The sequence below is a fragment of the Oryzobacter telluris genome (genome assembly GCF_043099285.1).
GTDB lineage: Bacteria > Actinomycetota > Actinomycetes > Actinomycetales > Dermatophilaceae > Oryzobacter > Oryzobacter telluris.
On sequence record NZ_CP170723.1, the window covers coordinates 3,831,228 to 3,853,788 of the forward strand.

General features: G+C 74.4%; 20 protein-coding genes. 9 read left to right on the forward strand and 11 right to left on the reverse strand.

The annotated features are described in order from the left end of the window. Window positions 1–130: 130 nt before the first annotated feature. Window positions 131–2,344: a DUF998 domain-containing protein gene (locus ACFLFB_RS17910; protein ID WP_392543523.1), complete on the forward strand. Its 2,214-nt coding sequence runs from the start codon at window positions 131–133 to the stop codon at window positions 2,342–2,344. On the opposite strand, the gene ACFLFB_RS17915 is transcribed toward ACFLFB_RS17910, so the two are convergent. Beyond that, window positions 2,334–4,040: an AMP-binding protein gene (locus ACFLFB_RS17915; RefSeq protein ID WP_392543524.1), complete on the reverse strand. Its 1,707-nt coding sequence runs from the start codon at window positions 4,038–4,040 to the stop codon at window positions 2,334–2,336. The two genes, ACFLFB_RS17910 and ACFLFB_RS17915, sit on opposite strands and share 11 nt — an antisense overlap. 107 nt (window positions 4,041–4,147) lie before the next feature. On the opposite strand from ACFLFB_RS17915, the gene ACFLFB_RS17920 reads away from it, so the two are divergent. Together ACFLFB_RS17920 and ACFLFB_RS17925 are read left to right on the forward strand one after the other, a co-directional pair. Next, window positions 4,148–4,846 (forward strand): hypothetical protein, encoded by a 699-nt coding sequence (locus tag ACFLFB_RS17920; RefSeq protein WP_392543525.1) that lies wholly within the window; start codon window positions 4,148–4,150, stop codon window positions 4,844–4,846. Window positions 4,847–4,945: 99 nt separating this feature from the next. Continuing rightward, window positions 4,946–5,341, forward strand: coding sequence for a DUF1801 domain-containing protein (locus tag ACFLFB_RS17925; protein ID WP_392543526.1), 396 nt, complete (start codon window positions 4,946–4,948; stop codon window positions 5,339–5,341). A 3-nt stretch (window positions 5,342–5,344) separates the two neighbouring features. Here the strand turns inward: ACFLFB_RS17925 and ACFLFB_RS17930 are convergent, their stop codons facing one another. Next, window positions 5,345–6,244, reverse strand: coding sequence for a sucrase ferredoxin (locus ACFLFB_RS17930; RefSeq protein WP_392543527.1), 900 nt, complete (start codon window positions 6,242–6,244; stop codon window positions 5,345–5,347). 151 nt (window positions 6,245–6,395) lie between these two features. Here ACFLFB_RS17930 and ACFLFB_RS17935 point away from each other — a divergent pair, with 151 nt between their 5' ends. The 3 genes from ACFLFB_RS17935 (at window position 6,396) to ACFLFB_RS17945 (ending at window position 10,343) form a co-directional block, all read left to right on the forward strand. Further along, window positions 6,396–7,448 carry an SGNH/GDSL hydrolase family protein gene (locus tag ACFLFB_RS17935; protein WP_392543528.1) on the forward strand — a complete coding sequence of 351 codons (1,053 nt, stop codon included), beginning with the start codon at window positions 6,396–6,398 and terminating at the stop codon, window positions 7,446–7,448. A 127-nt stretch (window positions 7,449–7,575) separates the two neighbouring features. Next, the gene (gene xylB, locus ACFLFB_RS17940; protein WP_392543529.1) at window positions 7,576–8,994 is read left to right on the forward strand and encodes a xylulokinase; all 1,419 of its coding nucleotides are present in this window, start codon (window positions 7,576–7,578) and stop codon (window positions 8,992–8,994) included. A 50-nt stretch (window positions 8,995–9,044) separates the two neighbouring features. Then, window positions 9,045–10,343, forward strand: coding sequence for a saccharopine dehydrogenase family protein (locus tag ACFLFB_RS17945; RefSeq protein WP_392543530.1), 1,299 nt, complete (start codon window positions 9,045–9,047; stop codon window positions 10,341–10,343). A gap of 82 nt (window positions 10,344–10,425) precedes the next feature. Here ACFLFB_RS17945 and ACFLFB_RS17950 read toward each other — a convergent pair whose 3' ends face one another. Both ACFLFB_RS17950 and ACFLFB_RS17955 read right to left on the reverse strand, forming a co-directional pair. Continuing rightward, on the reverse strand, window positions 10,426–11,079 hold the full coding sequence (locus ACFLFB_RS17950; RefSeq protein ID WP_392543531.1) for a nucleoside/nucleotide kinase family protein: 654 nt from the start codon (window positions 11,077–11,079) through the stop codon (window positions 10,426–10,428). Next, entirely contained in the window at window positions 11,079–12,260 is a 1,182-nt protein-coding gene (locus ACFLFB_RS17955; protein WP_392543532.1) for a flavin-containing monooxygenase, read from the reverse strand. The genes ACFLFB_RS17950 and ACFLFB_RS17955 overlap by 1 nt, the downstream gene beginning before the upstream one ends. 110 nt (window positions 12,261–12,370) lie before the next feature. Here ACFLFB_RS17955 and ACFLFB_RS17960 point away from each other — a divergent pair, with 110 nt between their 5' ends. The 3 genes from ACFLFB_RS17960 to ACFLFB_RS17970 are packed head-to-tail and all read left to right on the forward strand — an operon-like array spanning window position 12,371 to window position 14,465. Continuing rightward, window positions 12,371–12,808 (forward strand): pyridoxamine 5'-phosphate oxidase family protein, encoded by a 438-nt coding sequence (locus tag ACFLFB_RS17960; protein WP_392543533.1) that lies wholly within the window; start codon window positions 12,371–12,373, stop codon window positions 12,806–12,808. Beyond that, window positions 12,805–13,308, forward strand: coding sequence for a GNAT family N-acetyltransferase (locus ACFLFB_RS17965; RefSeq protein WP_392543534.1), 504 nt, complete (start codon window positions 12,805–12,807; stop codon window positions 13,306–13,308). Before ACFLFB_RS17960 ends, ACFLFB_RS17965 begins: the two co-directional genes overlap by 4 nt. A gap of 23 nt (window positions 13,309–13,331) precedes the next feature. After that, on the forward strand, window positions 13,332–14,465 hold the full coding sequence (locus ACFLFB_RS17970; RefSeq protein ID WP_392543535.1) for a glycerate kinase: 1,134 nt from the start codon (window positions 13,332–13,334) through the stop codon (window positions 14,463–14,465). Here ACFLFB_RS17970 and ACFLFB_RS17975 read toward each other — a convergent pair. The 7 genes from ACFLFB_RS17975 to ACFLFB_RS18005 form a co-directional block, all read right to left on the reverse strand. Then, entirely contained in the window at window positions 14,455–15,417 is a 963-nt protein-coding gene (locus ACFLFB_RS17975) for a 2-hydroxyacid dehydrogenase (protein ID WP_392543536.1), read from the reverse strand. The two genes, ACFLFB_RS17970 and ACFLFB_RS17975, sit on opposite strands and share 11 nt — an antisense overlap. Window positions 15,418–15,419: 2 nt before the next feature. Next, window positions 15,420–16,172: an SDR family oxidoreductase gene (locus ACFLFB_RS17980; protein WP_392543537.1), complete on the reverse strand. Its 753-nt coding sequence runs from the start codon at window positions 16,170–16,172 to the stop codon at window positions 15,420–15,422. Window positions 16,173–16,195: 23 nt separating this feature from the next. Then, window positions 16,196–17,293, reverse strand: coding sequence for a phosphotransferase family protein (locus ACFLFB_RS17985; protein WP_392543538.1), 1,098 nt, complete (start codon window positions 17,291–17,293; stop codon window positions 16,196–16,198). Continuing rightward, window positions 17,290–18,099, reverse strand: a complete 810-nt coding sequence (locus tag ACFLFB_RS17990; RefSeq protein WP_392543539.1) for an SDR family NAD(P)-dependent oxidoreductase — start codon at window positions 18,097–18,099, stop codon at window positions 17,290–17,292. Before ACFLFB_RS17990 ends, ACFLFB_RS17985 begins: the two co-directional genes overlap by 4 nt. Continuing rightward, window positions 18,096–19,388 (reverse strand): acyl-CoA dehydrogenase family protein, encoded by a 1,293-nt coding sequence (locus ACFLFB_RS17995; protein WP_392543540.1) that lies wholly within the window; start codon window positions 19,386–19,388, stop codon window positions 18,096–18,098. The genes ACFLFB_RS17990 and ACFLFB_RS17995 overlap by 4 nt, the downstream gene beginning before the upstream one ends. Window positions 19,389–19,509: 121 nt before the next feature. Next, window positions 19,510–21,723, reverse strand: coding sequence for a molybdopterin-dependent oxidoreductase (locus ACFLFB_RS18000; protein WP_392543541.1), 2,214 nt, complete (start codon window positions 21,721–21,723; stop codon window positions 19,510–19,512). Then, window positions 21,720–22,517 (reverse strand): crotonase/enoyl-CoA hydratase family protein, encoded by a 798-nt coding sequence (locus ACFLFB_RS18005; protein ID WP_392543542.1) that lies wholly within the window; start codon window positions 22,515–22,517, stop codon window positions 21,720–21,722. The genes ACFLFB_RS18000 and ACFLFB_RS18005 overlap by 4 nt, the downstream gene beginning before the upstream one ends. Window positions 22,518–22,561 lie beyond the last annotated feature (44 nt).

Below are 22,561 nucleotides of genomic sequence, written 5' to 3' on the forward strand. Positions count from 1 at the left end.
GCGTAGGGCTGCGGGCGGGCGGGGCGGAAGGGGTCGAACGTCTTACTCGTGCAGGCACCTCCGGGGTCGCGGAGGGTGCTCGCGGGGGACCGCCGGACGGCGCCCGGGTCGCCGACCTAGGGTGGAGCGCATGTCCGGTCAGACGCCGCGAGCCACGTGGGGACACCCGCGCACCGCGGTCCTCAGCGCGACGAGCGCCCTCGTGGCCCTCGTCGGCGGCTGGACCTGGGCGGCGGCGACGCAGCCCGGCGGTTTCGACCCGGTGCACGAGTCGATCAGCGCCCTGGCCGCCTCCGGCACGCCGCACCGCTGGATCATGACGACCGGGCTGGTCCTCACCGGCCTCGCCCACCTCGTCACCGCATGGAGCCTCGGACGCGCCCGTACCCCGGGTCGGGCCCTGCTCGCGGCCGGCGGGGTGATGACGCTCGCCGTCGCCGCGTTCCCGCTCCCGTCGCGGACCGGCTCCTCGGGGATGCACACCCTCGTCGCCACGGTGTCCTTCGTGCTGCTGGGCCTCTGGCCGTGGTTCGCGGCGCGGGACGGCGGCGCGGCCGTGCTGTCGCGTCGGGTCGCACGGCCGGCGGCGGTCGTCCTCACCCTGGCGGTGGCCTCGCTCGGGCTGGGGCTCGACGGTTCGTCGTTCGGGCTCCACGAGCGGGTGGTCGCGTTCCTGACGGTGCTGTGGCCGCTGGTCACGGCGCTCGGCCTGTGGTGGTGGGCCGGGCACCGCATCGGGTCGCGGCGGCTGCGCCACGCCCTCGCCGCGGTCGGGCTCACCGCCGCGTGCGCCTTCGCCGGCGTCTCCGCCACGGCCGTCGCCCCGGTCACCGCCGAGACCCGCAACTACCAGGCGAGCGTCTCCCTCGACCCCAACCCGGGGCGCAGCGGAAAGCTCGTCGCCACCACCGCGTTCGGCGACATCGTCGTCGGCTTCTCCGGTCCGGCGCCGGGCATCCACGCGGTGCCGCAGGTCAAGGCCAGCATCACCGACGTCCTCTCCCGGCCGGGGGTGTCGCTCTCGACCCTGCGGCCCGGGCCCGAGGAGCTGAGCCAGGCGATCCGCGAGGCGGCGACGGCCGTCGTCGTGCGGTTCACCGCCGGCGCGCTGGGGGTCGTCGTCCTCGTCATCGGCGGATGGGCGCTGGCCACCCGCCGCCGCCCGCCGCGGGCCCTCGTCGTGGCCGGCGTCGTCGGCTGGGTGGTCTCGACCAGCGCGGTCGGCGGGTCGCTGGCGGCCACGTACCAGCCCGACCGGCAGGAGACCTTCACCTCGACCGGCGTGCTCGGCACGCTGCAGCGCAACCAAGGCATCCTGTCCGACGTCGAGACCCGCGCCACCCAGGTCGCGCCCTACCTGCGCAACCTCATCGCGCTCTCGACCGCGTTGCAGCAGAAGTACTCTGCCGCGCCGCTGGAGTCCGACACCTCGCTGCGCGTGCTGCTCGTCAGCGACATCCACGGGGGCAACCAGTACGCCCTGATGCGCACCATCATCGAGGAGGAGTCGATCGACCTCGTCATCGACACCGGCGACCTCGTCAACTTCGGCACCGTCCAGGAGGGCGAGGCGGCCGGCATCTTCTCCGGCATCGAGTCGGTGGGCATCCCCTACCTGTTCGCCCGCGGCAACCACGACGCGACGAGCACCACCGACACCGCCGTCCTCGACCGGATGTCGCGCATCCCCAACGTCGTGCTCCTCGAGGACGGCGCCGGCGACTACACGGAGGTCGTCGCCGGTGGGGTGCGGATCTCCGGCTTCAACGACCCGCGGTGGTTCGGCGACAGCGGGACCGGATCACCGGCCAAGCAGGCCCCGGCGCGCGAGGCCTACCTGCGGGCGTTCACCGGGCGACCGGTCGCCGACCTCGTCGTCAGCCACGAGCCGTGGGCGGTGCAGGGCGTGGAGGCGGGTGTGCTGGCGAACGGGCACATGCACTCGGTCGACCTCGAGGGCAACCGCGTCCAGGCCGGGACCTTCTCCGGCGGTGGGCCGTTCACCCACTTCCTCGCCGACGAGGGCGGGGAGGAGCTGGTGGGTCAGCCGTCGGCGTTCGACGTCCTCACGTTCGGCACCGACTGCCGGCTCGCGACCCTGACGCGCTACCGGTTCCGCGACGTGATCGAGGGGCGGCCGGCCTACGACGACGTCTCGCTCGTCAACGGGCGGCGGGTCGACGGCCGTGAGACCGACCCCGCGCGCACCTGCACCACCGACGGCGAGGTGACCACCGAGAGGGTGCCGGCCGTCGCCGCCGGTTCGACGCCGGCGCCGACCCCCACGTCGTCCGGCACCCCGTCGGTCGTGGCGACCCTGCCGACGCCCGCCGTCAGCCCTTGAGGTCGGGGAACATGTCGTCGCGCCACTCGGTGCCCTCGGGGGCGCCGTCTCCGGCGGCGAGCTCCTCCTCGCGGTGGCGCAGCTCGACGCGGCGGATCTTGCCCGAGATGGTCTTGGGCAGGTCGGCGAACTCGAGCCGGCGCACGCGCTGCCACGGCTGCAGGTGCTCGCGGGCGTGCCTGAGGATGTCGCGCGCCGTGTCCTGCGTCGGCTCGTGGCCGGGGGCGAGGACGACGTAGGCCTTCGGGACCGCGAGCCGCACCGGGTCAGGGGCCGGGACGACGGCGGCCTCGGCGACGGCCGGGTGCTCGATGAGGACGGACTCGACCTCGAACGGGCTGATCTTGTAGTCGCTGGCCTTGAACACGTCGTCGGTGCGCCCGATGTAGGTGATCCAGCCGTCGGCGTCGCGGCTGGCGACGTCGCCGGTGTGGTACCACCCGCCGGCCATCGCCTCGTCGTTGCGCTCGGGGTCGCCCTGGTAGCCGGTCATCAGGGGCAGCGGGTGCTCGGAGAGGTCGAGGCAGATCTCGCCCTCCCCCACGCCGTCGACGCGCTCGTTGCTCAGCGGGTCGACGAGGGCGACGGGCACACCCGGCAGGGGGCGGCCCATCGAGCCGGGCTTGACGGGCGAGCCGGGGGTGTTGCCGACGGCGAGCGTCATCTCGGTCTGGCCGTAACCGTCGCGCAGCTCGAGGTCCCACGCGCGGCGGACCTGCTCGATGACCTCGGGGTTGAGCGGCTCACCGGCGCCGACGACCTCGCGCAGGCTCCCCGGGCCACCGGACAGGTCGGCGTTGATGAGCATCCGCCACACGGTCGGCGGCGCGCAGAAGCTCGTGACCTCGTTCTCCCGCAACGTCTCCAGCAGCTTCTCGGCGTCGAACTTGGCGTACGACAGCACGAAGATCGTCGCCTCCGCGATCCACGGCGCGAAGAAGCACGACCACGCGTGCTTGGCCCAGCCGGGGCTGGAGATGTTGAGGTGCACGTCGCCGGGTCGCAGGCCGAGCCAGTACGCCGTGGTGAGGTGGCCGACCGGGTAGGAGACCTGGGTGTGCTCGACGAGCTTGGGCTTCGAGGTCGTGCCGGAGGTGAAGTACAGGAGCAGCGGGTCGTCAGGGGCGGTGCCCGGGTGGGCCGTCGGCGGCACGTCGACCTGGTAGGCCTCACGCAGGTCGCGCCACCCCTCGGCGGCCGCGGTGCTGAACCGGCCGTAGTCGCCGGGCACGTCCTCGAACTTGCTCGCCTGGTCGGGGGTGGTGACGACGAAGCGGGCCCCGCCGCGCTCGACCCGGTCGGTGAGGTCGGCGGCCCCCGCGGCGGTCGTCGTCGGCATGATGACGGCCCCGAGCTTGATGACCGCGAGCATGCAGTCCCACAGCTCGAGCTGGTTGCCGAGCATCAGCATCACCGGATCGCCCTTGCGCACACCCTCGTTCGCCATCCAGGCGGCGACCCTGTCCGAGCGCGCGGCCATCGCGTCGAAGCTGATCTCGCAGCTCGAACCGTCCTCCTCCATCACCACCAGGGCCAGGGCTTCGTTGTCGCGGGCGATGGCGTCGAACCAGTCGACGCCCCAGTTGAAGGTCTCCCCGACGTCGGGCCAGGCGAACTGCTCGACCGCCGCCTCGTGGTCCCCCCGCAGGGCCACCATCAGGTCCCGTGCCTCCCGGTACCGCTCCGTCGCGCTCATGCCTCCCACTCTGGCACTGCGAGTCCTCGCAATCGATCTTGTCGCCCTTCCCACGGCAGCCCTAGCGTGCGAACGGTGCCACGGGGCGCCACGGAAGGGGAGCACCAATGAAGGCCTTCACTCGAGTCGCCGCCGTGGCCAGCGCCCTGCTGCTCGCCGCCATGCTGCCCGCCCAGGCGTCCGCGACCGTCAACAACTCGTCCATCAAGGCGGCGTGGTGCTGGGACAACCCGTCGTGGTTGAACTGGAAGGGCAAGGGCACCTCGATCGACAACCCGTTCCTCGGGTACGCCTCCTACGGCACGACGAGGTTCTGCGCGACGAAGTACAAGGTGAACGACATCGACTCCACTGCCGACTACTGGGCGGTCCAGATCGCCATCACGTCCACGCAGAAGGGGTCGGACCTGTACTCCGGAGGCCCGTCGACCCTGACGGTCGCGTCCAACAAGTCGACGCTCAGCTCGTACTACTACGTCACCGGCGACAAGACGACGACCTCGTGCAAGACGGTCGACGTCTCCGTCAGCTGGTACGTCGGCATCAGCGCGCCCTTCAAGATCTGCGGTTCGACCACCCTGGTCGACCGGACGTCGTACACCTCGACGAGTGGCGCGTGGACCGTGACCGACACCGGCAAGGTCAAGCAGTGGACCGCGACCTTCAGCCAGAAGGTGGCCCAGGGGGCGGTGCCGACCTACTCCGGCAGGTACACATGGCCCTACTACGGCTGGCACTACCCGGACTCGACGCACTCGGGCTTCTGGTACACGTGGAGCTACGGCGCCTCCACCTGGACCGTCTGACACTCGCACTGGTTGCGCCGGGTGAACGCGAAAGGGCCTCCCCCGCGTTCACCCAGCGCAATGAGTCGGGCGTTCTCGGGCCGGGGCTAGCCTCGGACCATGACCGGGGACGAGCGGAACCCGCAGGTGGACGCCTACATCGCCACGCTTCCTCCGTGGCAGCAGCAGGTGGCCGAGACCGTGCGCAGGGTCGTCCACGAGGCCGACCCGGAGGTCGAGGAGGTCATCAAGCGCCGGGTGCAGCCGTACTTCGTGCTCGAGGGCAACATCTGCGCCCTGCTCGGCGCCAAGCAGCACCTCAACGTGTTCGTCTACGACCCGATCGCTCCCGACCCGCACGGCCTGGTCAACCAGGGGCAGGGCAACGCCACGGCCCGCGGCATCCAGGTGCGCGAGGGCGGGGTCCTCGACGAGGACGCCCTGCGCGACCTCTTCCGTGCCGTCATCGCCAACAACCGAGCCGGCGGCTGGCGAAAGGTCCGCGACGGGGGCTGAGCGTCAGGCGGGGCGGAGCTCGGTGCGGTAGGCGGTGTGTGCCTTCGGCTTGTCGCCGCACGACAGGGGCGCGTCGGGCAGGGCCTCGGCGACGACCTCGACCACGGTGCGCGCCGGCATCGACCGGCGGCCGAGCACCTCGACCGTGGTGTGCGACCCGTCGTCGGAGGCGTCGACGAGCCCGGGGGTGAGGTCGTCGAGCGACCCGGGACCGTGGGCGCCGAGCACCGCGATGAGCGCGGCCTGTACCGGCTCGACCCAGCGGGTGACGCCGCGCAGGTACTGGGTGTCGACGACGTCCTCGCGCAGAGCCGCCACGGCGGCGACGGCCGTGTCGGGGTCGAGCCGCCCGAGGCAGGCGCCGTCGGGCAGCGAGAGCAGGGTCCCGGCGAAGCGATGCCCGCCGAGGTGCGTGCACTCCCAGACCTCGTCCGGCCGCGCCTTGGCCAGGGTCGCCACGATGGGGCGGCCGCGCACGGCGCAGCAGGCGTCACGCATCGCGTGGGTGCACACGAGGACCATCGGCTCGGCGTCCTCGTCGCTCGCGCTCAGCTGGGGGCCGAGGGCGTGGGCGGCCGCCACGAGGTCGTCGGACGTGCGCCAGATGCCCCGGAGCCCGGTGCGGCGGACGGTGTCGACGGCGTACCAGCTGCGCACGTCGTCATCGGAGTCGCGCCTGCCCGGTCGGCGCATGAGCAGGACCTTGGCGCCGAACGAGGCCGCGGTCTCCTCGATCTCGACGCCGACCGGACCGGCCAGCGGCGGGGTCTGCAGCGGCTTCTTCGACCAGGGGCCCTGGTGCTCGATGAGCAGCCAGCGCGACGCGACCGGCGCGGATCCCGCCTGCGGGTCGGCACGGTGCCGGGACGCGGCGGAGCAGCGCGAGAGATCGGTCAGGGCCACGCCGAGACTCTATGCGAGCCGGGCCCCGCCACCGCCCGGAGGTCCGCACCCCCGGGCCCGCCCCACGGCGGCCACGCCGGCGCTCGACGGGCAGGATCGCCACCCCGGCGCTAGCGTCGGGCCATCCACACACCGTCGTGAAGGAGAACCGATGGCCCACCGTCGTGCCCTCGCCGCTGCCGCGCTCGCCGCGGTGACCGCCCTCGTCGTCTCCGCCGTCCCGGCCCAGGCCGCGGCCCCCACGTACGTCGCCCTGGGCGACAGCTACTCCTCCGGGGTCGGCACCCGCAGCTACATCGTCGACGGCTCGACGTGCCTGCGCTCGGTGTACGCGTTCCCCTCGCTCATCGCGTCGGCCCGTGGCTACGCCCTGAACTTCCGGGCCTGCTCGGGCGCGAAGGTCCCCGACGTCACGAACACCCAGCTCTCGGCCCTCACGGCGTCGACGAACTACGTGACCATCTCCATCGGCGGCAACGACGCCGGCTTCGTCGACGTCCTCACCACCTGCGCGCAGCCCTCGTGGCTGAGCAACTGCAACGGCGCCATCGACAAGGCCGAGAGCTACATCCGCACCACCCTGCCCGGCACGCTGAGCGCCCTGTACGCCCAGATCAGGGCGCGCTCCCCGCAGGCCAAGGTCACCGTGGTCGGCTACCCGCGCATCTTCAACGGCACCGACTGCAATCTGCTCACCTGGTTCTCCGGGAGCGAGATGTCGCGGCTCAACGCGACCGCCGACCTCATCAACTCGGTGACCAGCGGGCGCGCCTCGGCCGCCGGGTTCTCGTTCGCCAACCCGACCTCGCGCTTCGTCGGGCACGCGGTGTGCGACAACCCCGAGTACCTCAACGGCCTGTCGAACCCGATCGTCGAGTCCTTCCACCCCAACAAGCTCGGCCACTCCAGCGGCTACACCCCCGTGGTCAGCCCGCTCGTCACCGGCGCCACCGTCACCGCCAGCCCGGCCCTGATGACGAAGGCCGCCGGCTCCTCCGCCCGCCTCGCCGACCAGCAGCGTGCCTACGCACCCGTCGACCGATCCATCCGGCCGGAGGTGTTCGTCGCCCCCGACCTCACGACGCCCGAGGCGAAGGCCGCGGCGGCACGGGCCGGGGTCGACCTGTCGAGCCGGGCGAGCATCGACGCCGCCGACCGCCGGTACGCCGCCGCCCAGGCGAGGGAGTTCCTCGCCCGCCGATGATGTCGGAGGGCGCACCGGCCCTGAGTCCGCCCCGCGGTCCGACCACGACGGCCCGGACCCGGTCCTGAGAGGATCGGGCCGGGCCGTCGTCGCACCGGGGCACGAGGCCGCACGCCGAGGAGGCCGCATGTCCGACCGAGTGCTCGTCGCCGGGGTCGACACCTCGACCCAGTCGTGCAAGGTCGTCGTCCGCGACGCGGAGACCGGCGAGGTCGTCCGCAGCGGTCGCGCCTCGCACCCCGACGGCACCGAGGTCGACCCCCGCCACTGGTGGTCGGCGTGGGTGGAGGCGACGTCCGGCGGGCTGCTCGACGGCGTGGCCGCGGTGTCGGTCGGCGGCCAGCAGCACGGCATGGTCCTGCTCGACGAGCACGACGAGGTGGTCCGCCCGGCCCTGCTCTGGAACGACACCCGCTCGGCTCAGGCCGCCACCGACCTCGTCGACGAGCTCGGCGCCCAGGGCTGGGCCGACGCCACCGGCGTGGTCCCGGTCGCCGCCACGACGGTCAGCAAGCTGCGCTGGGTGGCCACGAACGAGCCCGAGAGCCTGGCGCGCGCCATCCGCTGCGTCCTCCCCCACGACTGGCTGACCGGCTCCCTCCTCGGCAGCGAGCGCTCCGGCTGGACCACCGACGGCGGCGACGCCTCGGGCACCGGGTACTGGTCGGCCGGGAGCCGCTCCTACCGCGAGGACCTCCTCCACCTGGCCGTCGGCTCGGTGGGCGCCCACCTCGACGTACCACGCGTCGCCGCGCCCGCCGAGGTGGTCGGCCGGACGACCACGGGGATGGCCGTGGCGGCGGGTACCGGCGACAACATGGGCGCCGCGATGGGCCTCGGGCTCTCGCTCGGTGACGTCGTCGTGTCGCTCGGGACGAGTGGGACGGCCTTCGCGCGCCACGACCGGGCCAGCGCCGACCCCTCCGGCGCGGTCCAGTCGTTCGCCGACGCCGAGGGCGGCTTCCTCCCCCTGGTCTGCACGCTCAACGCGGCCCGCGTCCTCACGGCCGGGGCGGCGATGCTCGGCACCGACCTCGCCGGCCTCGACCGGCTGGCCCTGGCGGCCGAGCCCGGCGCCGGGGGCCTCACCCTGCTCCCCTACCTCGACGGCGAACGCACGCCCAACCTCCCCACCGCCACCGGGTCGCTGCACGGCCTCACCCGCGGCAACGCGACGCCCGAGAACCTCGCCCGGGCGGTGGTCGAGGGGATGCTGCTCGGGCTCGCCGATGCCGTCGAGCGGGTGAGGGAGGCCGGCTGCCGGCTCGACCGCGTCCTCCTCGTCGGCGGGGCCTCGGCCTCCCAGGCGGTGCAGGAGATCGCCCCCGACCTGTTCGGGGTGCCGGTCGCGGTGCCCGCACCGGGCGAGTACGTGGCCGCCGGGGCCGCGCGCCAGGCGGCGTGGGCCCTGTCCGGAGCGGCCGAGGCGCCGGTGTGGGACGTCGACGTCGACGTCACGGTCGAGCCCGGGGACACCGCCCGCGGTACCGAGGTGCGCGAGCGCTACGCGGCGCTCGTGTCGGCGACCCACCCGTCGGCCCGCTGATGGCGCCCGCGGCCGGTCGTGGTCGCGGCCACGGAGCCTAGGGTGGGCCGATGAGCGAACCCCGCGAGCTCGACCTCGTCCTCGTCGGCGCCACCGGCTTCGTCGGACGCCTCACCGCCCAGCACCTCGCGCAGCACGCGCCGGCGGGCCTGCGCATCGCGCTGGCCGGGAGGTCGCTGACCCGGCTGCAGCGGCTGTCCCGCGAGCTCGACGGTGCGGCGCGCGACTGGCCGCTGGTCCAGGTCGACACCACCGAGCCGGCCGCCTGTGCCGAGCTCGCGGCCCGGACGCGGGTCGTCGCCACCACCGTGGGGCCGTACCTCCGGCTCGGCGGGCCGCTCGCCGCGGCGTGCGCCGCCGCTGGCACGCACTACGCCGACCTCACCGGTGAGGTGCTGTTCGTGCACCGCAGCATCGCAGAGAACCACGAGGTCGCGAAGGGCACCGGTGCCCGCATCGTCCACGCCTGCGGGTTCGACTCGGTGCCGAGCGACCTGGGGGTCCTGCTCTGCGCCGAGGCCGCGCGGGCCGACGGCGCCGACCTCGCCCGCACCTCGCTCGCCGTGCGCAGCATGAAGGGCGGCTTCAGCGGCGGGACCGTCGACAGCGCCCGCACCCAGGTCGACGCCCTCCGCGGCGACCCGGCCGCGCGCAAGGTCGTCGACGACCCGTGGGCCCTGGCCGAGGGCGGCCGGCCGCCACGGCCGGCGGGCCCCCGCACGCCGACGACACCCACCGGGCTGGCGGCGAAGCTGCCCGGCCCCCTGGCCGGGGTCGTCGCGAAGGTCGAGAAGGCCTCGCCGGTACGGCGCGAGGAGGGGTCCGACCACTTCACCGGGCCGTTCGTCATGGCGGCGTTCAACACCCGCATCGTGGCCCGGTCGGCGTCGCTGCTCGGCTACGGCGAGGGCTTCCGCTACCGCGAGTACTCCGACTTCGGCCCCGGCGCCAAGGGCGCGGTCACCGCAGGTGTCACGTCCGCCGCGCTGCTCGGCGTCCTCGGCGGGTTGTCCTTCCCTCCCCTGCGCCCGGTCGTCGACCGGCTGCTCCCCAAGCCCGGCGAGGGCCCCAGCGCCGAGACGATGACGGCCGGCCGCTTCCGCATGGAGGTCACCGCCGAGGCCACCAACGGCGCCCGCTACCGCTCCACGGTCTTCGCGCCGTACGACCCCGGCTACAGCGGCACCGCGGTGATGTTCGGCGAGGCCGCGCTCGCGCTGTGCGAGGACGGTGACCGACTCCCCGAGGCCGCGGGCGTCCTCACCCCCGCCACGGCCATCGGAACGCCACTCGCCGACCGGCTGCGCGCCCACGGCTTCCGGCTCGACGTCGAGCGCATCGACGCCTGACCCGCCGCGTCGGGTTCGAGGTATTCCGCCCGCGGGGGATGCCGGCCGAGTACCTCGAACCACGCCGGCGAAGACCCGGCGTTCAGGCGTCGGTGAGGCGGAGGACACGCGTCGCGCGGGCGGCGGTGCCGGCGATGAGCTCGGCGTTGCGCTGGTCGCTGCCCAGGGCCCGTTCGCGCGCCTCGTCAGGGGACCGCCCGTAGCGGACGTGCCGGTCGACGAGCCGCGCGATGCGCAGGTCGTCGTCGACGTCGATGAACCAGCAGGCGTCGAGCAGGCCGAGGACGTCGGCCCAGGCGCCGTCGTCGTGGAGCAGGTAGTTGCCCTCGACGACGACGAAGCGGGCCTCGGGCCCCACGGGCACGGCGCCGGCGATGGCGTCCTCGATCTCCCGGCGGAACTGCGGCGCGTAGACCGTGGTGCCGTCGTCGGCCCGGATCCGCCGCACGAGGGAGACGAACCCGTCGGCGTCGAACGTGTCGGGGGCGCCCTTGCGCTCGACCCGGCCGATCCGCTCGAGCTCGGAGTGGGCCAGGTGGTAGCCGTCCATCGGCACCAGCACGGCCCCCTCACCAAGCCGCTCGACGAGCGCCTCCGCGACGGTGGACTTGCCCGACGCCGGTGCCCCGACGATCCCGAGGACGACCCGGCGCTCCCCGGTGGCCAGGGCCGCCGCGTCGCGATGGAGGTCGTCGAGCGTCACCGTCTCCGGGGCGCGGTCGGGGGCGGTCGCCATCACGACGCCCGCTGCGCCACAGCGGAGGTCGACCTCGAGGCAGCGATGCGCGCCGCGATGCGCTCGGCGTCGATGCGCAGCTCGCGCAGCATCCCCGAGATCGGGTTGGTGAAGCCGGTGAACCAGAGGCCGTCGGCGCCGGGCGGCTCGTGGGCGCCGTGGACGACGGGCAGCGAGCGCGGGCTGAGGACGCCGAGGTGCCCGACGAGGGGCCCGAGCCCCGACCGGTAGCCCATCGCCGCGACGATCGCGGCCGGTCGCAACCGGGTGCCGTCGGTGAGCACGACCTCCGCTCCCTCGACGCGCTCCACCGACGCCACCGGCTCCACCCGCCCGGAACGGATGGCGTCGACGATCCCGACGTCCTGCACGGGAACCCGCCCGGCGAGCAGCCGTGAGTAGAGGTCGGCCTCGGGCTTGGGCATCCCGTGGGCGGTGAGGTCCGGCTCCTGGGCCACGGCGAGCATGGCGGCGACGCGGTCGACGAGGCGGGGCGGGAGGCGGCGCACGAGGATGCCGGTGCCCTGGGCCGGCCAGCCGAGCCGCGACCGCGGGACGATGTGCGGCGGCGTGCGGACGGCGAGGTGGACCCGCGTGGCGCCGTGCTCGGCGAGGTCGGTGGCGATCTCCATGCCGGTGTTCCCGGTGCCGACGACGAGGACGTCGCGCCCCGCCCACGGGCGGCCGTTGCGGTAGTCGCGGGCGAGGACGACCTCGCCGGTGAAGCCCTCGACGCCGGGCCAGTCCGGGGTGACCGGTGTGTGGTTGTAGCCGGTGGCGACGACGACGTCACGGGCGGTGAGGTCGGAGCCGTCGGCGAGGTGGACGACCCAGCGCGCACCCTCGGCGTCCGGCCCCGTGGCGTCGGCGCGGTCGATCCGGGAGACGGCGCTGCCGAGCCGCACGTCGAGCTCGTGGTGGGCGGCGTACTGCTCGAGGTAGGCGACGACGTCGTCGCGGGCCACCCAGCGGCCGAAGCGCCGCGGGATGTCCAGGCCCGGCAGCGCCGACCAGCGCCGCGGGGTGTGCAGGTGGAGGCGGTCGTAGTGCCGACGCCACGACGAGCCGACCGCCTCCGCACGGTCGACCACCACGGCCCGCACCCCGGCCGCGCGCAGCGACGCGGCGACGGCCAGCCCCCCGGGGCCGGCTCCGATGACGACGACATCGACGTGGCTCACGCGGGCACGCTACCGCGACGGGGCGTGAGCCGGGTCTCCCCGCGGAGCCGGGACACCACCTTTCCACTACGCTGTGTCGTAGACCGGGGACCGCCGGAACGGAGGACGCCATGACCGACCACACGCCCGTCACCGAGCTCACCACCGAGGCCTGCTGGGAGCTGCTCCACGAGCAGGAGCTCGGCCGCCTCGCGTTCCACCTCGCCGACGAGGTCCACCTCGTCCCGGTCAACTACGCGGTCGACCACGACCGGCGCCTCGTCCTCCGCACGGCCGAGGGCAGCACGCTCCTCGGCCTGACGATGGACGCCGACGTCGCCTTCGAGGTCGACGAGGTCACCGACGACGTCGCTCGCAGCGTCGTCATCCGGGGTCGGGCCCACGAGCTGCACGGTGCCGAGGCCGATGCCGTGGACCAGCTGCCGCTGCGGCCGTGGGTCGACGGGGTGCGCTCGACCGTCGTCGCGATCGAGGTCGACGAGCTGAGCGGCCGCAGGTTCGTGCTGCACCGGCCGTGGCTGCACCTGCGGCAGAATCCCCCGGTGTGAGCGCTGACGAGGTCCTGGTCCGTCCGATCGAGGACGCGGACTGGCCCTCGTTCCTCCCGGTGTTCCGCGAGGTCGTGGCGTCCGGGGAGTCGTACGCCTACCCGGCCGACCTGGGCTCGGAGGAGGCCCGGTCGCTGTGGGTCGAGGCCCCACCGGGGCTGACCGTCGTGGCCGTCGACGGCTCCGGGACGGTGCTCGGCTCGGCCAAGACCGGCCCCAACCGGCCCGGCCGCGGGGCGCACGTGGCGACGGCGTCGTTCATGGTGTCGTCGGCCGCGCGAGGTCGCGGGGTCGGGCGGCTGCTGGGTGAGTGGGTGCTCGACTGGGCACGCGAGCAGGGCTATGCCGCAATGCAGTTCAACGCCGTGGTGGAGACGAACACGGCGGCGGTGGCCCTCTGGCGCGAGCTGGGGTTCACCGTCATCGGGACGGTTCCGGAGGCCTTCGAGTCGGCGGCGCACGGTCGGGTGGGCCTGCACGTCATGCACCGGTACCTGTGACGTCGAGCCTGGGGCGGCCTCGCGTGCTCGTCGCGAGCGACGCGTTCAAGGGCTCGCTCGGGTCGCTCGCGGTGGGTGAGGCCGTGCGCCTGGGGGTGCTCGACGTCGCGCCGGACGCCGTGGTCGAGGTGGTCGGGGTGGCCGACGGCGGGGAGGGAACGGTGGCGGCGGCGCTGTCGGTGGGCTGGCGGGCCGTGGCGGTGCCGGTCCACGGGCCGACCGGCGAGCGGGTCACGGCGACCCCGGCGGTGCGCGAGGCGGCCGACGAGACCGCGGGCGGCGGCGGGCCGGTCGTCCTCGTCGAGCTGGCCGACGCCTGTGGGCTGGGGCGGCTGCCGGGCGGGGTCCCCGCCCCCCTGACGGCCTCGAGCCGCGGCCTCGGGGAGGCCATCCGCGCCGCCCTCGACCTCGGCCCGTCGCTGCTCGTCGTCGGCGTGGGCGGGTCGGCGAGCACGGACGGCGGCGCCGGGATGCTGGCGGCGCTGGGCGCGCGCGTCCTCGATGCGGCCGGGGTCGAGGTGGCCGACGGAGGGGCGGCGCTGACCGCCGTGGCGACCCTCGACCTCAGCGGCCTCGACCCGCGGGTCGCGACGACGCCGATCGTCCTCGCCGCCGACGTCGACAGCCCGTTGCTCGGGCCGACCGGGGCCGCAACCGTCTTCGGCCCGCAGAAGGGCGCCACCCCCGACGACGTCACCACCCTCGAGTCCGCCCTCACCCACTGGGCCGACCTCGTGGGTCCCGACGCGGCCGCCCTGCCCGGGGCCGGGGCGGCGGGCGGGGTGGGGTTCGCGCTGCTGGCCGTGCTCGGGGCGGAGCGGCGCTCGGGCTCCGACACCGTTCTCGACCTCGTCGGACTCGACGACCGGCTCGCCGGGGCCGACCTCGTCGTCACCGGCGAGGGCTCCCTCGACGCCCAGACCTTGGCCGGGAAGGCCGTGGCAGGGGTCGCACGCCGGGCCGCGGGCGCAGGAGTCCCGGTCGTCGCCGTCTGCGGCCGCTGCGCGCTGACTCCTGACGACCTCGCCACCCTCGGCGTCGGTCACGCGTACGCCCTGGCCGACCTCGAGCCCGACGAGGCCCGCTCGATCGCCGCGGCGGCCGACCTGCTCCGCCGGGTGGGCCGCGACCTCGCCCGGCGGTGGCTCAGCCCCTGACCGGGGTGACCGGCTCCCCACCCGCGAGGACCGCGAGGACGTTGTCGGCGGCGAGGTCGGCCATGGCCGCTCGCGTCTCGACCGTGGCGGACCCGACGTGCGGCAGGAGGACGACGTCCTCACGCCCGAGCAGCCCGGGGTGAACGCGCGGCTCGTCCTCGAAGACGTCGAGGCCCGCGCCGGCGATCTCCCCCGCCTCCAGTGCCGCCACGAGCGCCGGCTCGTCGACCACCGCACCTCGCGCGGTGTTGACCAGGTGCGCGGTCGGCTTCATCGCGCGCAGCTGCGCGGCGCCGATGAGGTGGTGGGTCGCCGGCGTGAGGGGGCAGTGCAGCGAGACGACGTCGGCCGTGGCGAGCAGCTCGTCGAGGTCGACGACCCGGGCACCGAGGGCGTCGACGGCGCCGGGGTCGGGGGTCGAGCGCCCGGCGAGGACCACGTCCATCCCGAAGGCGCGGGCGCGCTGGGCCGCGGCCAGCCCGATCGCCCCCGGGCCGACCACCCCGAACACCTTGCCGCGCAGCCCGGTCCCCAGGTTGCCGGTCATGCTCCAGCGCCACGGCTCACCGGTGCGGACGCGGCGCTCCGCCGCCCCGAGGGCGCGCGTCGTCATCAGGGTGAGGGCGATGGCGAGGTCGGCGGTGGCGTCGGTGAGGACACCGGGGGTGTTGGTCACGACCACCCCGCGGGCGTGGCAGGCCGCGACGTCGACGTTGTCGTACCCCACGGCGACGTTGGCGACCACGCGCAGCGACGGCCCGGCGGCGTCGAGGAGCTCGTCGTCGACCCGGTCGACGAGCATCGCCATCAGGCCGTCCACCCCTGCCACCGCCTCGAGCAGGTCGGCGCGCGGCATCGGCGAGTCCTCGTCGCGGACGGTGAGGTCGTGGGCCCCGCCGAGGCGGGCCGCGGCGCCACCCGGGACCCGCGCCGTGAGGAGGACGCGCCCCATCCTCAGATCAGCTTCCGCACGACCGAGAGGGGCAGGTGGCGGATCGCCCGGCCCAGCGGCACCCACGGCCACGCCGGGACGAGGGCGTTGGCCCGCTCCTTCTCGATGGCGTCGACCATCGCCTTCACGCCGACCTCGGTGTCGACCATGAACGGGGTGTGCTTGACGCGCTCGTTCATCTCCGAGCGGATGTACCCGGGGTAGATCGTGCTGACGCGGATGTCGAGGTCGGGCTCGCCGAGCATCTCGTGGCGGACGCCCTCGGCCAGGGACGCGACCCCGGCCTTGGTGGCGGCGTACGTGGTGATCGTCTTGCGCATGCCCCGCATGGCGGTGACCGACGAGATCATCACGAGGTGGCCCCGCTTCTGGGCGCGGAAGACCTCCATCGCGGCCTCCGTCTGCGCCAGTGCCGCAACGAAGTTCGTCATGGCCGTCTGGCGGTTGGCGTCGTACCGGCCGGTCCCGAGCGGGGCACCCTTGCCGAGCCCGGCGTTGATGATGACGCGGTCGATGGTGCCGAAGTCCTCGCGGAAGGCGTGGAAGACCTCGAAGACCGCGGCGTCGTCGAGGACGTCGAGGGCACGCAGCTCGACCCGGCGGCCGGGGTTCGCCGCGAGGATCTCCTCGCGCAGGCCCTCGAGGCGCTCGGTGCGGCGGGCGCACAGGGCGAGGTCGTTGCCGCGGGCGGCGAGCTGGCGGGCCATCTCGGCACCCAGGCCCGAGCTGGCACCGGTGATGAGCGTGGTGGGCATGGCGGTCCTTGTCGTCGAGGTGGTCAGGCGGCGGCGATGAGCTCGGCGCAGCGGCGGTCGAGGAAGCGGACCACCTCGCGGAAGCCGCCGTACGTGGGGTTGGTGGTCTGGCCCGCGTGGAAGCGGTAGTAGATCTGCTGGGCGATGCCGGCCAGCCGGAAGGCGCCGAACACCTCGTAGAAGCGCCAGCGCTCGGGGGTGGTGTCGAGGCCGCGGGCCGCGAGGTAGCGCTCGACGACCTCGGCGCGGGTGAGCATGCCCGGGGTGTGCGTGGGCTGGAGCCGGATCGCGAGGAAGGCCGGGTCGTCGTCGGCCTGCACCCAGTACGCCAGGGCCGAGCCGAGGTCCATCAGCGGGTCGCCGACGGTGGCGAGCTCCCAGTCGAGGACGCCGACGACGCGGGTGGGGTCGTCGGGGGCGAGCACGAGGTTGTCGAAGCGGAAGTCGTTGTGCACGAGGACGTGAGGGAGGTCCTCGGGCTGGTGCTCGGCCAGCCACGCCATCGTCGCCTCGAGGTCGCCGACGTCGTCGGTGCGGGCCCGCCGGTAGCGGGTGGTCCAGCCCTCGACCTGGCGTCGCACGTAGCCGTCGCCGCGGTCGAGGGAGGCGAGTCCGGCGGCCTCGAGGTCGACGTCGTGGAGGGCGACGAGGGTGTCGACCGCGGTGCGGCACAAGGTGTTCACGCCGGCGGCGTCGAGGCCGAGGTCGCCCGGGACGTCGCGCCGCAGGATCGTGCCGACGACCCGCTCCATCACGTAGAACTCGGAGCCGAGGACGGCCTCGTCACCGCAGTAGCCGACCATCGTCGGGACGAGCGGGAAGCTGGGGGCGAGGGCGGCCTGGAGGTCGTGCTCGCGGCGCATGTCGTGGGCGCCCCTGGCCTTGGTGCCCGAGGGCGGGCGCCGGAGGACGAGGTCTCGACCACCCTCGTCGGGTCCGCCGCCGTAGCGCAGCAGGTAGGTGAGGTTGGACGCCCCGCCGACGAACTGCCGCACGTCGGGGGTCGAGTCGAGACCGGCGGTGTCCGTGGCGTTCTCGCGCAGCCAGCCTGCCGCCGCCTCGACGTCGAAGGCGTCCTCGTCGCGGACCGCGGCGGCCCCGGCGACCGGTGCCTCGGTCACGGGAGGAACTCCTCGGGGTCCTGGCCGCCCTTGCGGGCGAGCCGCTTGGCCTGGGCGAGCATCGCCCGCTCGTAGAGGGGCCGGGCGAAGCGCTTGGTGAGCCACGCCTGGCGCCCGAGCTGCTCGGTGAGGATGACCTTCTTGCGCCGGTCGATGCCCGCGAGCACGATCCGCGCGATCGCCGCGGCATCCGACTTCGCCTGCGTGATGAGCCGGATCCCGGCCTCCTGCATCGCCGCGTCCTTGCCGGCGAACGACTCGTGCAGGTTGGTGCGGAAGAACGCCGGGCACACCACCGACACGTCGATCCCCCACGGGGACAGCTCGAACGAGAGGGTCTCGCTGATGGCGACGACCCCCGCCTTGGTCGCGTTGTAGCTCGCCATGCCCGGGCCGTGGACCAGCCCGGCGAGCGAGGCGACGTTGACGATGTGGCCGCTGCGCTGCTCCTTGAGGAGCGGGGTGAACGTGTGGCAGCCGCGGGCGACGCCGAGCAGGTTGATGTCGACGACGCGCTCCCAGTCGGAGATCGCCTCGACGTCGATCCGCCCACCGGTGGCGACACCGGCGTTGTTGACGAGGAGGTCGAGGCCGCCCCACTCCTCGCGCACCCAGGCGAGCGCGGCGTCCCAGTCGTGCTGCGAGCGGACGTCGAGCCGGCGGTACCCGACCCCGGCCGGGATGGTGTCCGGGCGCTCGTCGGCCAGGTCGACGGCGAGGACCCGGTCGCCCCGGTCGGCCATCAGCCGCACGAGGGCCAGGCCGAGACCCGAGGCCCCGCCGGTGAGGAGGACGCGGCGGCTCATCGGGCCACCTCCTGGGTGGTCGAACCGGCCTGCGCTGCTCCGGTGTACGGCTTCAGCAGGTGCCGGGCGACGACGCCCAGGTGCACCTCGTCGGGCCCGTCGGCGAGCCGGAGGCTGCGCGCCCCGGCGTACGCGGCCGCGAGCGGGAAGTCCTCGCTCATCCCGCCACCGCCGTGCAGCTGGATGGCGAGGTCGATGACGTCGCACGCCATCTGCGGCACCACGGCCTTGATCTCGGAGACCTCCGACAGCGCCCCGCTGATGCCGACCGTGTCGAGCTTCCACGCGGCGTGGAGGACGAGGAGCCGGGCCTGGTTGATGGCGATGCGGGCGCGGGCCAGGCGTTCGCGGTTCCCGCCGAGGTCGGCGATGGGCTTGCCGAACGCCACGCGGGAGGTGGAGCGCTCGCAGGCCAGCTCGAGGGCCTTCTCGGCGAGACCGACGAGGCGCATGCAGTGGTGGACGCGCCCGGGGCCGAGGCGACCCTGCGCGATCTCGGACGCGCGCCCGGGACCGACGAGGATCGACGACTGCGGCAGGCGGACGTCATCGAGGGTGACCTCGCCGTGGCCCAGGGGCTCGTCGTGGTGGCCCAGCGCGCTGAGCATCCGCTCGACCGTCACGCCGGGGGCGTCGAGCGGGACGAGGACCATGGAGTGGCGGCGGTGGCGGGGGGCGTCGGGGTCGGTGAGGCCCATGAAGATGCCGAGGCGGCAGTCGGGGTGCCCGGCGCCGGTGGACCACCACTTGCGGCCGTCGAGGACGACGTCGTCGCCGTCGAGGGTGGCCGTGGCCTGCATGTTGGTGGCGTCGCTGCTCGCGACACCGGGCTCGGTCATGAGGAAGGCGCTGCGCAGCCGGCCCTCGAGGAGCGGGACGAGCCACTGGTCCTGCTGTTCGGGGGTGCCGTAGGTGAGCAGCACCTCCATGTTGCCGGTGTCGGGGGCGTTGCAGTTGAGGACGAGGGGGGCCAGGGTCGATCGGCCGGTCTGCTCGGCGACGGCGGCGTAGTCGGTGTTGGTCAGGCCGGCGCCGCCGTCGGTGCCGAAGCGTCGGGCCCACTCGTCGCCGTGCCCGGCGGGGAGGAAGAGGTTCCACAGGCCCTGCTCGCGCGCCTTGGCCTTGAGGTCCTCGACGGCGGCGGTGGGCGGCCAGGGGTCCTCGCCGCGGGCCCGGCGGGCGGCGACGTCCCGCACCAGCTCGGCCTCGACCGGCGCGACCTGCGTGTCGACGAACGTCCGCACCCGTTGCGCGAGGTCGGTGGCCCGGGGCGACGGTGCGAAGTCCATGAGCCGACCCTAGACCGGCCACCGGTGGCGCGGCCCGCCCGGTGAGGTGCGTCCCACTCCTGCCGCCACGAGTGCGGAAGTGGTCGCCCCGGCGACCACCTCAGCACTCACGGCGAGGAGGTCACCGGGAGTCCCGCGTGGCGAAGGCCTCGTCGGCTGCGGCGGCGACGGCGAGGGGTTCGACCGTGACGGGGACGCCGTTGAGGACGGCGTTGCCCGACACCGCTTCGACGACGTCCGGGTCCGTGAGGTCGTTGACCGAGACCCCGGGGAGGCCGACGGCGCCACGCAGCTGCACCCCGTCCCGGCGGTGGCCGTACCCGTGAGGCAGGGAGACGACGCCGGGCGCGACGTCCTCGGTCGCCTGCACCTCGACCTCCACCTGACCGGCGGCCGAGCGCACGCGGACCCGGTCGCCGTCGCGGATCCCGCGGACGGCGAGGTCGTCGGGGTGGACGAGCAGCTGGTGGCGGGCCCGGCCGCGGGTGAGCCGGGCCTGGTTGTGCAGCCACGAGTTGTTGTCGCGCTGGTGGCGGCGGCCGATGAGGAGGAGCTCGTCGTCGCCGAGGGCAGTGGAGTCGAGCGCGGCCAGGAGGCGGGGCAGGTCGTCGATGACGACGTCGGCGTCGAGGTGGACGCGCCGGTCGGACGTGTGGAGCCGTTCGGGCAGGCGTGGGCGCAGCGGGCCGAGGTCGAGACCGCCCGGACCGGCCGCACGCAGCTTGCGCACCGAGAGGCCGGCGCCGCCGGTGCGCAGGAGGACGTCGAGCTGCCGGGTGGGCGACGTGCGCAGCCGGGCCTCGACCTCGAGGGCTCGCCGGTCGAGCCGGGCCCGGGCAGCCGCGGCGCGGCCCCCGCCCGCGCGGCGCGCACGCTCCTGCATCACGGCCAGGCCGAGGTCGCGGGCGATCTCCCAGTCGTGGCGGCCGCCGGGGTCCTTGGGGAGCAGGGCCGGGCTGAAGCGCGCCGTGTCGCGGACGGCGAGCAGGTGGAAGACGAGGTCGTAGTGGTCGCGCTCGAGTGGCCCGGTCGGGGGGAGGACGACGTCGGCGTGTCTGGTCGTCTCGTTGAGGTAGAGGTCGACGGCGACCATGGCCTCGAGGTCGCCCATGGCCGCGTCGAGGCGGTGGCCCCCGGGTGTGGAGGAGACCGGGTTGCCGGCGATGGTGAGGAGGGCGCGGACACGGCCGGGACCGGGGGTCGCCAGCTCCTCCGCGAGGGCCGAGACGGGGAGCTCGCCACCGAAGCCCGGCAGGCCACGGACGCGAGTTCGCCTGCGCGAGAACCCACCCGGACCGAGGATGCCGCGGCCGACGAGGTCGACGGCCGGGGTGGTGAACATCGTCCCGCCGGGGCGGTCGAGGTTCCCGGTGAGGAGGTTGAGGGCCTGGACCGCCCACTGGCAGACGACGCCGAACGCCTGGGTGGACACGCCCATCCGGCCGTGGACGGCGGCCGAGGGAGCGGCGGCGAGGTCGCGCGCCAGGCGGCGGACGTCATCGGCCGGCACCCCGCTGACCCGCTCGGCCAGCTCGGGGGTGAAGGGCTCGACGGCTGCGCGGACGGTGTCGAGCCCGTCGACCCACGGCGGCGGAGTGGCGAGGTCGGCGACGAACAGCTCGCGGACCATCGCGAGGAGGACGGCGGCATCCGAGCCGGGACGGACGAAGTGGTGCTCGTCGGCGACCCTGGCGGTCTCGGTGCGACGCGGGTCGATGACGACGAGTCGCCCTCCGCGAGAAGCCAGCTCGCGCCGCCGCTGGGGGAAGTCGGGGACGGTCCACAGCGACCCGTTGCTCGCCATCGGGTTGTGCCCGACGAGGACGAGGAGGTCGGTGCGGTCGATGTCGGGGACCGGCAGGAGGAACTGGTGGCCGTAGAGCGCCCACGCGACGACGTGGTGCGGCAGCTGGTCGACCGAGGTGGCGGAGTAGCGGTTCTTCGTGCGGAGCAGCCGGACCAGGGTGGGGTGGTGGGTGAGCGCGCCGAGGCTGTGGACGTTCGGGTTGCCGAGGTAGACCGCGAGGGCGTCGTCGCCGTGGCGCTCCTGCACGCCGACGAGCAGCTCGGCGGCGCGGGCGAAGGCCACCTCCCAGGTGGTCTCGCGCAGCTCGCCGTCGGCGTCGCGGACGAGGGGGCGGCGCAGGCGGTCGGGGTCGTCCTGGAGGTCGGGCAGGGCCAGCGCCTTGGGGCAGACGTGGCCGCGCGAGAGCGGGTCGCCCTCGTGGCCACGGATGCCGGCGACGGCGCCGGCGGTCCCGAGGGTGACCTCGAGCCCGCACATCGCCTCGCACAGGGTGCACGCGACGTGCCGGACCTCCGTGTGGTCGCTCACCGGCGGCGGGGGTCGAAGACGGGGGCGACGCGCTTCATCGCGGCCTCGCGGGCGATCGTCGTGTTCCGCGTGGCGAGGAGACGGGCCTGCTCGAACCGCTCGCGGGCGAAGGTGCGCCGGTCACCCGAGGACCAGGTGCGCTGGAAGAGCCGCTTGGTGGCGGCGACCGAGTCGGGCGAGCGGGTGGCGACCTCCTCGAGGAAGCGGGTCGCGGCGACGAACGGCTCGTCGTGGACCTCGCTGGCGAGCCCGAGCTCGACCGCGCGGGAACCGCTGACCACCTCGCCGGTCATCGTCAGGCGCTTGGCGACGTCGATCGTGACGAGCTGGGAGAGCGCCTGCACCCCGCTCATGTCGGGGATGAGGCCCCACTTGGCCTCGAGGACCGACCACTGGGCGTCGGCGGTCGTCATCCGCAGGTCGGCGGCGAGGGCGATCTGGAGGCCGCCGCCGTAGCAGTGGCCGTGCACGGCGGCCACGACCGGGACCGGCAGCCGGCGCCAGGCCCAGCACGCCTCCTGGAACAGGTTGGTGCCCCGGAACGGGTTGGGGACGAAGGAGCGGGCGACGCGGGGCGGGTTGGCCAGCACCGTGGCGAAGTCGAGGCCCGCGCAGAACGAGTCGCCGGCCCCGCCGAGGACGACGCCGCGCAGCGAGCGGTCGCGCGCGAGGTGCCGGGCGGTGGCGACGAGCCCCTCCAGCGTGTCGAGGGTGAGGGCGTTGAGCTTGTCCGGGCGGTCGAGCCTGACCTGGGCGATGCCGCCCTCGACCTCACAGCTCACGGTGCTCGACATGCGGCCAGCCTACGGACCCGCCTCCCCCGCCGGAACGTGTGTGA